This window comes from Haemophilus seminalis (genome assembly GCF_006384255.1).
GTDB classification, from domain to species: Bacteria; Pseudomonadota; Gammaproteobacteria; order Enterobacterales; family Pasteurellaceae; genus Haemophilus; species Haemophilus seminalis.
Window position 1 is genome coordinate 185,406 of sequence record NZ_VCED01000001.1, and the last position, 12,832, is coordinate 198,237.

The following is a 12,832-nucleotide window of genomic DNA, read 5'->3' on the forward strand; positions in this document are numbered from 1 at the left end:
GAAAAGCAAAAGAGCGGTGAAATTTCACCGCTCTTTTTTCTTACTAGGATTAGATTTGTGTTAAATCTACATTTTTGGTTTCTTTTGATGCTAATAATGCCAATAGCGTCATGAGGGCATTGATTGCTAAATAAATACCTACGCCCATCACACCAAATGATGCATTAATTTTTAAAGAAATCATCGCTGCAATCGTTGCACCAATAATTGATGCTAAATTATAAGCAAGAGATGCACCAGAATAACGCACTTCTGTTGGGAATAATTCTGGTAATAGCGCAGCCATTGGACCAAATGTCATTCCCATGATTGCCATACCAATTACTAAAAATGCAAATACACTCATTGGAGTACCATTTTCTAAGAAGAATGGCATTGTTAAACCGAGCACACCAACAGCAACAGTCACCCAAATCAACCATTTACGGCGACCGATTTTATCGGCATAAACACCAGAAATACTGATAAAAATACCAAATACAATAGCACTAATTAATAACAAGCCAGTAAAGGTATTTGCTGGTATACCTAGGCCAAGTGCATAACCTGCTTCAGAAATCTTTGGTGCTGTTCGAGAATATGCCTGAGCAAAAGCCGTCATAATGTAAAATAGAGAATAAGTTGCAACCATGATAAATGTGCCAATAATCATTGGTTTTAAGTGTTTAGTAAAAACAACACTCACTGGTGCATTCAATTTTTTCCCTTTTTGCTCCGCTTCCACAAATACATGGCTTTCATGCAAAGTTAAGCGAACATATAAGCCAACCGCAACTAATAAAACGGAAGATACAAACGGAATACGCCATGCCCATTCCACAAGAGCATCTTGCCCGAGAAAATAGCTAACTAAGAAGAATGTTGCATTCGCTACAAATAAGCCAATTGGCGCACCTAATTGAGGGAAAGTACCGTACCAAGCTCGTTTGCCTTCCGGCGCATTTTCTGTGGCGACTAAAGCTGCACCTCCCCATTCACCACCGAGTCCAATTCCTTGACCAACACGGCATACGCAAAGCAAAATCGGTGCCCAGATACCGATTTGAGCATAGTTAGGAAGTAAGCCAATTACTACTGTTGAACCACCCATTAAAACAAGGGAGGTAACTAAGGTTTTTTTACGACCGATTTTATCGCCAAAGTGACCAAATAATGCGGAACCAATTGGACGAGCAAAAAATGCTAAAGCAAGCGTAGAAAGGGAAAGTAAATCATTAGAAAGCGGATCATCGCTATGGAAGAATTGCGTATTGAAAACTAATACAGCGGCAGCCGCATAGATATAATAATCAAAGAATTCGATTGCCGTACCGACCATCGAGGCTAACGCCACTTTCATCGGATTATTACGAAGTTGTGTAGACATTGTGTTTCCTTAGTAGTTTATTATAAAGAGAAAGGATTGAATCCTAGCACTTTAACTAAGGCCTAGCAATTTTTAATACAAAATTTTCTATTTTTTTAGAGAAATATTTTGAATTTTCTAAATGTGAATTATGCCCAGCGGAAGGAATAGTTACTAAATCAATTTGATTTTCTTTGGCAATAGTTTGAAATTTATGATCTCGTTCGCCACAAAAATAAAAAAATGGCAAAGAACTTAACCGCACTTTTTCACTAAAATCAGATTGTTTAGATAGACTTGTCGCCAGCAACATCCTGCCAATATTTTCACCACAATTTGATTTTCGTTTTTCAACTAACTGCTGTCTTTCTTCTGCAGTCAAATGAGAAAATACGGGCTGTTGATACCAATCATTTAATACATTTTCTGGTGGTTCTTGTATAAAACGTTGCGCCCAAGCAAAATCTTGCTGAAACCGAGCCTGCTTTTCTTTGTCAGTTTTTAAACCTAGATTAGCTCCTTCTAAAATAACGCCTTGCAAATTAGATCTTTCCACCTGAGCTTGCAGGGCATAATACAAAGCGATCCTTCCACCTAGAGAATACCCAACAAGAAAATACGGCTCATTTTTCACCGCACTTTTAATTTGCTGAGCCAAATACTTCGCTGTCTCTTCAAAATTTGTGACTTCAATATCTTTAGCTTGCCCGTGAAAAGGCAAATCTAGCGCAATACAATTAAAGTGCGGTAGATTTTCAATGACTTTTTGCCAATCGTTTTTTGTACCAAGAAGTCCGTGAAGAAAAATGATGTTTATCATTGAAGGGATTATTGATAGAAATAATAAAATATGGCGGACTAAAGCCCGCCTACAACATACTTAAGCACCAATCACTGCGTGGCTAATTTGCTCGATTAAGCGTTTATACAAACTGCTACCATCACTCGGATTCGTTTTAATTTCAATTAACGTTGCCTTGCGACGACTATAAGCCTGTTTAACAACAGAATTGAGATCAGCCCAAGTATAAGGATGAGCATATTTAAGATCAAACATTGCGGCAATTTGAGAAAAATCACCATTATGCGGTAATCGATAAAACTGATCTTTGACTTGTTCATCAACAGGTAACATATCAAAAATCGCGCCGCCATTATTATTGATCACAAAGATTACCGTTGGTTGCGTAACATTTTTGAATAATGCGAAAGAATTCAAATCATATAAAGTGGACGTATCGCCAATCACTGCAACAACAGGTTTATTTGAACCGATACCAATTCCAGCTGCCGTAGCCAACAAACCATCAATTCCACTCGCACCACGATTGGTATAAACAGGATAGCTTTCTGGTAATTGCGTTAGCGCATCAACCAGACGAACAAGTAAACTATTGCCTAAAAATAAAACACCGTTATAAGGTAAAAGTGTTGGTAAACGTAATGCAAGCGAGGCTTCCGTTAAATTTCCGCCTACTTGCTGTTCAATAAAGGTCGCACAGAACTTAGATAAAGCTAAGGGCTCAAGCAACCAAGGCTTTTGGCGTAAAGGAGGATGCGCACGCAACCAATGATGTGCTTTTGCATTAAATCTGGTAAGCGAATGATGATAAGGATCTAATGCTTTACCGCTTTGTTCAACCAACCAAAATTCACCTTTAAACGCCTGTAAGAATTGATTAATTCGTTTACTAATAAAGCGTGCACCAAATTGAATCACAATATCAGCTTGCAGAAGTTTTTCACGAACAGTTTGATTTGCGAGCCAAATATCTTCATAAGGCGTCGTTGGAACAACACCGGATTGAATATCCGTCAGTAATACCCAGCCCATAGCACTTGCCCAAGAGTTAATGCCCATCGCTTGTTCAGCAGGTAATTGACCAACCACAACGACACCACGTTTGGTACGCCAATGATCCCAGTTTTCATGCATTAATACTTCGTTCTGTTGAGCTTCCACATTCATCCAAGGCTTAGTTTGAATTAACCAGCGTTGTAACGGCTGCAACCAAGGGTGAGAATCTACAGCCTCATCAGTTGCATCATAAAGAGGCTCGGCAAATGGCACATTAATATGAACAACGCCACCCTGTTGTTTTTGTTGAAAGGCAGCCTGTTCAAGTAGAGAAATCAACCATTGCGCAGAATAATCCTCGTTCGGTTTAGGTAAATTAACATTTGCAACCGGATACTGACCAAAAATATTTTGCTGCAAAATAGCCTGATTTGCACCGCACTCCCAAAGTTCTGGTGGACGATCAGCTGTTAAAACAAATAGATTAACACCAGTTTGGCGTGCTTCAATAATTGCGGGATAAAGGTTTGCAGTCGCCGTGCCTGATGTAACAATAATTGCAACAGGTGATTGAGTTGCCTTAGCAATACCCAAGGCAAAAAAACCTAAACCACGTTCATCAAAATGCGTATGACAAGTGACTGAACCCGCATTTTGCAAACGTACGGCTTCAAGAGTTAAAGGTGTCGAACGCGAACCTGGCGCGATACAAACGTGAGAAACGCCTTGGCGTACCAAGGTTTCTAAAATCACTTTCGACCAACAACGATTAAACACGCTTACCGACATTTTTTTCTCCGTTATCATTTTCTTCTGCAAACAAGGAAATCAACCCTGCTGCTTTACGTTCAATTTCTTTCCATTCTTCCAATGGCTGCGAGCCCACCACAATGCCAGCGCCAGCAAATACTCGGATACGATGACCTTCAATAAAGGCAGAACGAATCGCCACACAAAACTCTGAACATACATCACTCATCACACCCAATGTTCCCGCATACCAGCCTCGATCAAAGGTTTCAATTTCTGACAAACTCATTTTGGCTTGTTGCTGTGGCAAACCAGATACCGCAGCTGTAGGATGAATCGCTTTTAATATATTTACATCTGCATAATGTGCGGTCAAATTTGCACGAATTTTACGAATCAAATGTTGTACTTTACGTAACGGTTTCAATTCCACATTGCTTACATCAAAACTTTCTACTTGATTACGTAAATTCTGCGAAATATCTTCTACGACCAACCAATTTTCTTTTAAATTTTTCTCGTCATTTAACAACCAATTGGCTTGAGATTGCGTTTCTTCCTCGCTTTTAGAAACCGATGCTGTCCCCGCCAAAGCTTCGGTTAGCAACAAGTTATACTCACGAGCAAATAGGCGTTCTGGCGTAGAACCGACAAAAACTGAATGAGGATGTTCAGCCCACAAAAAATGATAACAACCTTGATTTTGTTGTTCGCTTTCAGCTAAAAAATCGTACGCATTAATCGCTTGCTTTAAATGAAAAGTAGTTTCATTGGCTAATACAATTTTTGTCAGTTCCCCACTTTTAATTTCTACCAAAGCCTGATTTACCCAATCACACCAAGTTCTTTCGTTAGCTCTAGGCTCTGTATGCAAAGGAACCTGTTTTGGCAAAGCAGAAAGTGCGGTGAGATTTTCAAAAGTTTTGAGGTGGGCTAAAGTATCATTCGCACTTTGCTCATCTTTCACAAAAAATGATACCAATGCACCTTTCTCATCCTGTTCAACAAGAATTTTGGGTAATACAAATTGTGCAGCACCTTGAAATTGCAAACCACCGACTAATGGAAAACCACTTTCTTTGATAAATTCTTGAGCTAAATTTAACTGTGAAAATGACCGCACTTCACCAATAGCAGCTAATGCTTTTGCTTCATCTCGAAAATGTAAATAAAATTGTGGATACGCAGATTGACCTTTCAGCCACGCCAACAAATCGACCTTGTCCAGTTTCACCTGAAAACGGACAAGTTCATTCGTTGATTGCTGTAAATATGCGTGAATTTGCGATTTTAACTCGCCTATTGCCTGCGCTAAATAACTCATTAGATTTTGTTTTAAATACACAAAAAATTAGCCGTATTCTACCGCAGATTGTTAATGACAAAAAATTTTTTTACAAAATCTTTTCAATATTGAAAATTCAGCGTAAATTAACCGCAATTTTCTCGAAAAATTTATTAGAAACAAAAGGATTTCACTATGCGATTATTCCCAAAATCCGACAAATTAGAACACGTATGTTATGACATTCGCGGGCCGGTGCACAAAGAAGCTCTACGCTTAGAAGAAGAAGGCAATAAAATTTTAAAACTTAATATCGGCAATCCCGCACCTTTCGGCTTTGAAGCACCAGATGAAATTTTGGTTGACGTATTACGTAATTTGCCGTCAGCGCAAGGCTACTGTGATTCAAAGGGGTTATATTCTGCTCGTAAAGCCATTGTTCAATATTATCAATCAAAAGGAATTCACGGCGCGACCGTCAATGATGTATATATTGGTAACGGCGTATCTGAGCTTATCACAATGGCCATGCAAGCATTACTCAATGATGGTGATGAAGTACTCGTGCCGATGCCTGATTATCCCCTTTGGACTGCTGCGGTAACACTTTCTGGCGGTAAAGCTGTTCATTACCTTTGTGATGAAGAAGCAAATTGGTTCCCTGCTATTGATGATATTAAAGCCAAGGTGAATGCGAAGACTAAAGCGATTGTCATCATCAACCCGAACAACCCAACTGGCGCGGTGTACAGCAAAGAATTATTACAAGAAATTGTAGAAATCGCTCGCCAAAATAATTTGATTATCTTCGCAGACGAAATCTACGACAAAATTTTATATGATGGCGCAGTACATCATCATATTGCCGCACTTGCTCCTGATTTATTAACCGTTACGTTAAATGGTTTATCAAAAGCTTATCGAGTTGCGGGCTTCCGTCAAGGATGGATGATTTTAAATGGCCCAAAACATAATGCAAAAGGTTATATTGAAGGCTTGGATATGCTGGCATCAATGCGTTTATGCGCTAACGTACCAATGCAACATGCAATTCAAACCGCACTTGGTGGCTATCAAAGTATTAATGAGTTTATTTTGCCAGGCGGTCGATTACTTGAGCAACGTAATAAAGCCTATGATCTCATCACTCAAATTCCGGGTATTACTTGCGTGAAACCTATGGGGGCGATGTATATGTTCCCGAAAATTGATGTGAAAAAATTCAATATTCACAGTGATGAAAAAATGGTACTGGATTTACTCCGCCAAGAAAAAGTACTACTTGTGCACGGTAAAGGATTTAATTGGCATTCACCTGATCACTTCCGTGTTGTGACTCTTCCTTATGTAAATCAGCTTGAAGAAGCCATTACAAAATTAGGAAGATTTTTGGAAAGTTATCATCAGTAACAATGGGGTTGAACGGGATTTAAAAAGGGGGAGGACTAGAATCATTCCCCCTTTTTATATTATAAGTCGTTGAGATATTCGGTACCTAAATTCCTCATTTGACGCAATATCCATGCTTGTTTTTTACGTATTAAAGCACTTGGCTTATTCGCATTATAAATAATCGGGTTAGGTAAAATAGCTGCAAGAAGTGCAGCTTCATTTGAGGTTAAATTTTTTGCAGCCTTTTTGAAATAATAGTGACTTGCCGCTTCAATACCGAATATTCCATTACCAAACTCAGCAATATTTAAATAGACTTCTAAAATTCTTTTTTTAGACCAAGTGATTTCAAGTAGTAGGGTTGCAGGAACTTCTAATCCTTTACGTAACCAATTTTGCCCATGCCAAAGAATGAGATTTTTTGCAGTTTGCTGAGAGATTGTAGAGGCACCACGAACCCTTTTAGGGAATTTTTCGTTGTATTTTATGGCTCGTTGAATCGCCTCGAAATCAAAACCAAAATGATCAGGAAAGCGTTGATCTTCAGATGCAATAACAGCGAGTTGAACAGAGGGAGATATGTTTTCTAAATTCACCCAATCATATTGCGTTTTATAACGAAAATCACCTTGTAGAATATGCCCAATTTTTTGTTGTACCATATAGGCTGAAAAGGGGATAGGCAGAAAACGAAAAATGAATAAAAAAATAAAAATGGTGAGGAAAAATAGAAAGGCAACGCGTTGCCAATTTTTTTGCCACCATTGGGGAAGAGATAAGTGAGACAGTGCGGTAAAAATCCGTTTACTTTTTTTCAATGTTATCAAGATGTTCTTTCACCCATTTCATAAAATCTGAATCCATTATTTTTATCATATTAGAACCACGCGTAATAGTGGCGGCACTTGTATTCAAATTTTGTTGAATTTCACGTTGAGAAAGATTTTTATCTAATAATTGTGAAACAATTTGTAGGCGTAATCCCACTGCGTCACGTTCGTCAGCAGTTAATAACAAGGTTAGCAATTCTTGAGCTTTATTTTCTTTAAAAGCAGTCTGTAGCATGGACAAAAATGCATTCCATTGTTCTAAATTGCGACTAATATACATGTTATCACCTTATACTATTAAACTAGTGCGTTTAGTATAGCCGATCCCATTCTTCTTGGCTAAACATTTGTGGATTTTCTTTTTGTTGTAAAATTTGATAGTAAAAATCGTAGACAATAGTATTTTGAACATAATCACGAGTTTCATAAAACGGAATTGATGCGACAAATTCATCTAATGTTAGCTTATTATTGGCACGGTAGAGCCATTGATTTACTCGATTTGTACCTGCATTGTAAGATGCGGCAATTAATATTCTATTATTGGGATATAGGTTATTAAGGTCATTTAAATGTGCCGTGCCGAGCAAAATATTATTTAATGGCTTAAATAAATCTTGTTCATTTAAATATGGAATTTGATTATTTTCAGCAGTTAATTTAGCGGTTGTTGGTAAAAGTTGCATGAGTCCTTTGGCATTTGCTGATGATAGAGCCATTGGATTCCAAGCGCTTTCCTGACGAGCAATAGCCATAGAAAAGGTTTTACTGATGTTTAAGTTCTTTAACGCAATATCAAAATAATCAGAATAAGCGTTTGGCAGACGTAAATTAAGATAATTCCAAGCTTTGGCGACAATGGTACTATCAACTGACAATTCATACCATTGTTGTTCTTGTGCATATTTTGCAAGTTTTAGCTGTGTATTGAAATCAGTATTATCTAATAATACCCTCCAACGTTGTTTGGCTAATCCATATCGACCCAGCTCACGTAATTCAGCAATTATATTAAATGCGCTCTCAAATGATTTTTGTTCTTCTATGCTAAAATTAGGTGAGTTAGGGATGTCAAATTTATAAATTTTTTTTAATTGAGCAGCAGCCAACATAGGATAAAAACCACGTTCTTGAGAAAGAGCGGTAAGTTTTTCTGTTATATTTTGTTTATCATTTTTGGCTATCCAGTAACGCCATTCTTGTTTTTCTTTTGCTGTATCAGAAAGCAACGAAAGCCAGGGGGTGAGGTCATTTTTTTGCCAGATAGCCATTCGTAAACGACGTTCAGTAAGATTATCGGTTTTTAATTGAGTTATTTGTGTATCCCGCCATACTTGGAAATCACTATTTTCATTATCAAAAAAACGTGTCAAAAATGCGATTTTCCATTGTTTTAGCTCATCTTCTGAAAGTCGCCAAATTTCAGCCCATTGTTGATAAGGTACAAAACTTGGATTCTGTATTTTTTCTGGACGTGTTTTTAGATACCGAGGGAAGGCTTCAAGTAAAACATCTTTTTTTAAGGTAGAGGGATCGCTATTTTCTATAATTTCAGGTAACTTAGCCGGATCCTCTATTTGAACCACTTTATCCTGTAAATCTTTATCTTGTATAGTTTTACCTGAAATATCTTTGGAATCACTGATAAGATTTTTCAATTTTTGTTTTAACTCTTTCAATGATTTGGTTATAAATAGGGGATTTTGAGCGATAAGTTTGTCGAGTTCATTGTTTGCCAGAGATATATTTTTTTCATCATTAGATTTCAAAAATCGAATTTTTGTTTCCCAAAAACGTAAAATGAGATCCATTTGTAAAGGATACTCTGAGATTGATCTAATTAAATTCTTCGTAAGCTCTTGGGTGTTTTCAGAAAATTGTTGATTTCTAACCGCACTTTTTAATAGGTTTTCAATTTGTAAGAAAGTCTCACGTTGCGCTAAGTGAGTCAAATACGATTGATGCTGTGTTTGTTTCCAAATTTGCTTTTCTTGTTCTAGATTAATAACGGCGGGATTATTGGTTATAGGAGGCTCTTCAGCCAATGTGGAAAGTATAGTAAAAACAGTGAGGAAAATAAGAACTTGTTTTTTCATAGAATGAAATGTTTTTTATTCATGGAATCGTATATGAGTGTGTGAAATATACTGATTTCACACACATTTTTATTTTTGGATAAGCCTTTCGAATTCACATATCTAGCAATGCTAAAATACTTTTTTGAATGGTTTTATAATTACTTCACCGTATACGCCAGCTTCCACATAAGGATCTTGCGTAGCCCAATTTTTGGCTGCTTGCAGGTTTTCAAATTGTGCAATGACTGTTGAACCTGTAAAACCTGCTTCACCAGGATTTTCATCATCAATTGCTGGATTTGGGCCAGCAATGAGTAGACGATTTTCTTTTTGAAGTTGTTTTAAGCGGGCTAAATGTTGCTCACGCACGGCAAGACGTTTTTCTAACGTATTTGGAATATCTTGAGCAAAAATAACGTAGTACATAATGGCTCCTTTTATTGATTAGTTTGTTCAGATTCAAGTTCTGCAATCAAAGCTAGTGCTTTTTCTAATTCATGATTATTTTCACGCGGAATTGTACGTGATTTACCATTGCTATCGACAGCAACAAAAGTAAATACTGCATCTGTCACGCAATAGCGTTCACCAATAGGTTCACTCGCAACTTTTTTTACCCAAACTTCTACTTTTATTTTAATGGATGAACGGCCTACTTTTAGACATTGTCCGTAACAACAAACGACATCTCCAACTGAAATAGGTTTGATGAAATTCATACTTTCAACAGCAACGGTTACGACTCGACCATGAGCTATTTCTTTAGCTAAAATTGCTCCTCCCATATCCATTTGAGACATAATCCAACCGCCGAATATATCACCATTGGCGTTAGTGTTTGATGGCATTGCAAGTGTTCTTAATAAGAGAACACCTTTTGACTGTCGACCGTTTTTATCAATAAGAAAATTAGAAGACATTATTTTTCTCCGTCTTTTGAATGCGTTTTATCTTTGGGTAAATAGCGATAAATATATGCACCTGAAATAAGAGTCGCAATCACAGTCATTCCAAGAATACCAAAAGATTTGAAATCTACCCATGCCTCTTCTGACATATTATGGCTAATATAAATATTTACCAACATACAAATAATAAAAAATAGTGCCCAGCCGAGATTTAGAGTATTCCATACTTTATCTGGTAATTGCACTTCTTTTCCTAGTAACTTTTTCACTAAGGGTATTTTAAATTGGAATTGTGCAATTAATAAAATAATAGCAAATAATGCATTAATAATTGTTACTTTCCATTGAAGATAGCGAATTTCATTGAAATATGCTGTTAATAAACCGAAAAAAATAACTGAACCAGCCATTATTTTTTGTTGTTTTTCAATTTTGCTATATTTCCATTTCAAAACAATTAGCTGAATAATGGTTGCGATCACAAGCACGATGGCTGCATCGCGTACGCCAGCAAGTTTGTATGTAACAAAAAATAGTACTAAAGGGATAAATTCAAGTAGTTGTTTCATTTTTATTCTTCCTTTATAAATAAACTATAAAAGCGATAAGTTATTACTAACATAAAAATATTTAATATGGCGCTAAGGATGCTGATTACCATATCAAATAGTACATTATTTGAAAATGTAGTAAGATGGAAAACTAAGATAGGAGCTAGGAAATAAACCAGTAGTGTATAAATAAATAATACATTCTTACGAGAACTTCCTTTAATCCAAATTTTTTGGATTGTTCGTTTTATATTATCTTGAGTTGAAAGGTAGTGTACTGCAGTTAAATTTAAGCGTACAAAGAACCATATTCCCACGAGCATTGCGATAAGTGATATTATTGATGGAGAGGATTTTGTTAATAATGCAGCGAATGCCTCACTTAATCCAAGTAGCATTGGGGCTGTCATGAGTAAATTAAGTACAATAACACCAAAAAAACGACGTAATGTGAGAGTAAACGATTTAGTTAAAGTTTGGTAGTTTTGCTGGCTAATACTATGGATTGAAATGAGTCCCCATGCAGAGATAAAACTTGTTAAAAGTTGTGTGATAGCAATAGAAAAGGCTATGTTTTCAATATTTATATTGGCTAGTTCACTTAAATTATTATGGGATTCATTATTGAGAGGGGGGCTTAATAGTGCTCCTACATTTTGTGCAATAAATAAAATTAAGACAAATTGAAACATGACTTTTTGCTGGTTTCTAAAAAAATTCCAACTATCTTGTAATATGTGAGTAAAGTTGATTTGCATGGCGTGTTCTCTATAAAAATATGTGGCGATTATACAGGGTTTGTTTAGGATTGTCTTAAATTGTAAAAATTACCATATTCGTTTGTCTAAAATATAATTAAGCTTACAGGCGAAAAGATGGTTTACGGAATGTAAAAATCCCTAAGCCTTTCGACTTAGGGATTTTTTGATTCTGATGGCGGAGGAATAGGGATTCGAACCCTAGGAGGGCGTAAACCCTCGCCGGTTTTCAAGACCGGTGCCTTCAACCACTCGACCATTCCTCCGTGATTGATGGGCGTAGTATAATGAATATTTTATTGATGTAAACAGAAATCTCATGATTTAAGTTTAGGTGATGATAATTTATTCATTTTGATGAAATTAATTCCATTAATACCATTGACTTTTTTACCCCTAGCCCTTACTTTACAGGAGACTTTTTACTTATTTTACAAGGAGCTTTTATGCAATCACGTCTTATTGTGGATGGTCAGCAGGAATCGCTACTCAGCACACATAAAGTGTTGCGTAACACGTATTTTTTATTGGGATTAACCATGGCATTTTCAGCGGTTGTTGCGTTTATTTCAATGAGTCTAAACTTGCCATATCCAAATATTATTGTGTTATTAGTGGGTTTTTATGGCTTACTTTTCTTAACAAATAAATTAGCTGATCGTCCTGCTGGTATTTTGGCGACCTTTGCTTTCACAGGATTCATGGGATACACCATCGGGCCAATTTTAAATATGTATGTGGCACGTGGAATGGAAGATTTGATTATGCTTGCATTCGCAGGAACTGCTATCGTATTTTTCGCGTGTTCCGCTTATGTATTGACTACGAAAAAAGATATGTCATTTTTATCAAGCGCAATGTTCGCATTATTTATTGTGCTATTGCTTGGTATGGTGGCAAGTTTCTTCTTCCAAATTCCTGCGTTATCAGTTGCAATTAGCGCATTATTTGTTGTGTTCTCTACAATGACTATTTTGTATGAAACGAGTAATATCATTCACGGTGGTGAAACGAATTACATTCGCGCAACCGTGAATATTTATGTTTCAATCTACAATTTATTCTTGAGTTTATTAAGATTACTTTCTATCTTCTCAAGCGATGAATAATGATTGAATTTTGACGTTGTGACCCCAC

13 protein-coding genes and 1 tRNA gene are annotated in these 12,832 nt (G+C 36.6%); 2 read left to right on the forward strand and 12 right to left on the reverse strand.

Annotated features, from left to right (window positions below; genetic code table 11):
• Nucleotides 1-49 precede the first annotated feature (49 nt).
• From FE813_RS00900 to FE813_RS00915, 4 genes are read right to left on the reverse strand one after another with little or no spacing between them, the layout of a single operon-like run.
• Nucleotides 50-1,366, reverse strand: coding sequence for an MFS transporter (locus FE813_RS00900; protein ID WP_139989112.1), 1,317 nt, complete (start codon nucleotides 1,364-1,366; stop codon nucleotides 50-52).
• Between the two features lie 55 nt (nucleotides 1,367-1,421).
• Nucleotides 1,422-2,165: a 2-succinyl-6-hydroxy-2,4-cyclohexadiene-1-carboxylate synthase gene (gene menH / locus FE813_RS00905; protein ID WP_139989113.1), complete on the reverse strand. Its 744-nt coding sequence runs from the start codon at nucleotides 2,163-2,165 to the stop codon at nucleotides 1,422-1,424.
• A 60-nt stretch (nucleotides 2,166-2,225) separates the two neighbouring features.
• On the reverse strand, nucleotides 2,226-3,932 hold the full coding sequence (gene menD, locus FE813_RS00910; protein WP_139989114.1) for a 2-succinyl-5-enolpyruvyl-6-hydroxy-3-cyclohexene-1-carboxylic-acid synthase: 1,707 nt from the start codon (nucleotides 3,930-3,932) through the stop codon (nucleotides 2,226-2,228).
• On the reverse strand, nucleotides 3,913-5,217 hold the full coding sequence (locus tag FE813_RS00915) for an isochorismate synthase (RefSeq protein WP_180978650.1): 1,305 nt from the start codon (nucleotides 5,215-5,217) through the stop codon (nucleotides 3,913-3,915). The genes menD and FE813_RS00915 overlap by 20 nt, the downstream gene beginning before the upstream one ends.
• A gap of 156 nt (nucleotides 5,218-5,373) precedes the next feature.
• On the opposite strand from FE813_RS00915, the gene FE813_RS00925 reads away from it, so the two are divergent.
• The gene (locus FE813_RS00925) at nucleotides 5,374-6,588 is read left to right on the forward strand and encodes a pyridoxal phosphate-dependent aminotransferase (RefSeq protein ID WP_106014091.1); all 1,215 of its coding nucleotides are present in this window, start codon (nucleotides 5,374-5,376) and stop codon (nucleotides 6,586-6,588) included.
• Nucleotides 6,589-6,647: 59 nt separating this feature from the next.
• On the opposite strand, the gene mtgA is transcribed toward FE813_RS00925, so the two are convergent.
• The 8 genes from mtgA to FE813_RS00965 form a co-directional block, all read right to left on the reverse strand.
• Nucleotides 6,648-7,397, reverse strand: a complete 750-nt coding sequence (gene mtgA / locus FE813_RS00930; protein ID WP_373366629.1) for a monofunctional biosynthetic peptidoglycan transglycosylase — start codon at nucleotides 7,395-7,397, stop codon at nucleotides 6,648-6,650.
• Nucleotides 7,375-7,680, reverse strand: coding sequence for a trp operon repressor (gene trpR, locus FE813_RS00935; protein WP_048953822.1), 306 nt, complete (start codon nucleotides 7,678-7,680; stop codon nucleotides 7,375-7,377). The genes mtgA and trpR overlap by 23 nt, the downstream gene beginning before the upstream one ends.
• 31 nt (nucleotides 7,681-7,711) lie before the next feature.
• Nucleotides 7,712-9,496 (reverse strand): transglycosylase SLT domain-containing protein, encoded by a 1,785-nt coding sequence (locus FE813_RS00940; protein ID WP_139989117.1) that lies wholly within the window; start codon nucleotides 9,494-9,496, stop codon nucleotides 7,712-7,714.
• A 111-nt stretch (nucleotides 9,497-9,607) separates the two neighbouring features.
• Nucleotides 9,608-9,904, reverse strand: coding sequence for a YciI family protein (locus FE813_RS00945; RefSeq protein ID WP_139989118.1), 297 nt, complete (start codon nucleotides 9,902-9,904; stop codon nucleotides 9,608-9,610).
• 11 nt (nucleotides 9,905-9,915) lie between these two features.
• Nucleotides 9,916-10,398 carry an acyl-CoA thioester hydrolase YciA gene (gene yciA, locus FE813_RS00950; protein ID WP_111407524.1) on the reverse strand — a complete coding sequence of 161 codons (483 nt, stop codon included), beginning with the start codon at nucleotides 10,396-10,398 and terminating at the stop codon, nucleotides 9,916-9,918.
• Nucleotides 10,398-10,955 carry a septation protein A gene (locus tag FE813_RS00955; RefSeq protein ID WP_048953818.1) on the reverse strand — a complete coding sequence of 186 codons (558 nt, stop codon included), beginning with the start codon at nucleotides 10,953-10,955 and terminating at the stop codon, nucleotides 10,398-10,400. The genes yciA and FE813_RS00955 overlap by 1 nt, the downstream gene beginning before the upstream one ends.
• Before the next feature lie 2 nt (nucleotides 10,956-10,957).
• The gene (locus FE813_RS00960; RefSeq protein ID WP_139989119.1) at nucleotides 10,958-11,695 is read right to left on the reverse strand and encodes a hypothetical protein; all 738 of its coding nucleotides are present in this window, start codon (nucleotides 11,693-11,695) and stop codon (nucleotides 10,958-10,960) included.
• A gap of 176 nt (nucleotides 11,696-11,871) precedes the next feature.
• Nucleotides 11,872-11,961, reverse strand: a tRNA-Ser gene (locus FE813_RS00965).
• A 180-nt stretch (nucleotides 11,962-12,141) separates the two neighbouring features.
• Between FE813_RS00965 and FE813_RS00970 the strand changes: the two genes are divergently transcribed.
• Nucleotides 12,142-12,804 carry a Bax inhibitor-1/YccA family membrane protein gene (locus FE813_RS00970; protein ID WP_139989120.1) on the forward strand — a complete coding sequence of 221 codons (663 nt, stop codon included), beginning with the start codon at nucleotides 12,142-12,144 and terminating at the stop codon, nucleotides 12,802-12,804.
• Nucleotides 12,805-12,832 lie beyond the last annotated feature (28 nt).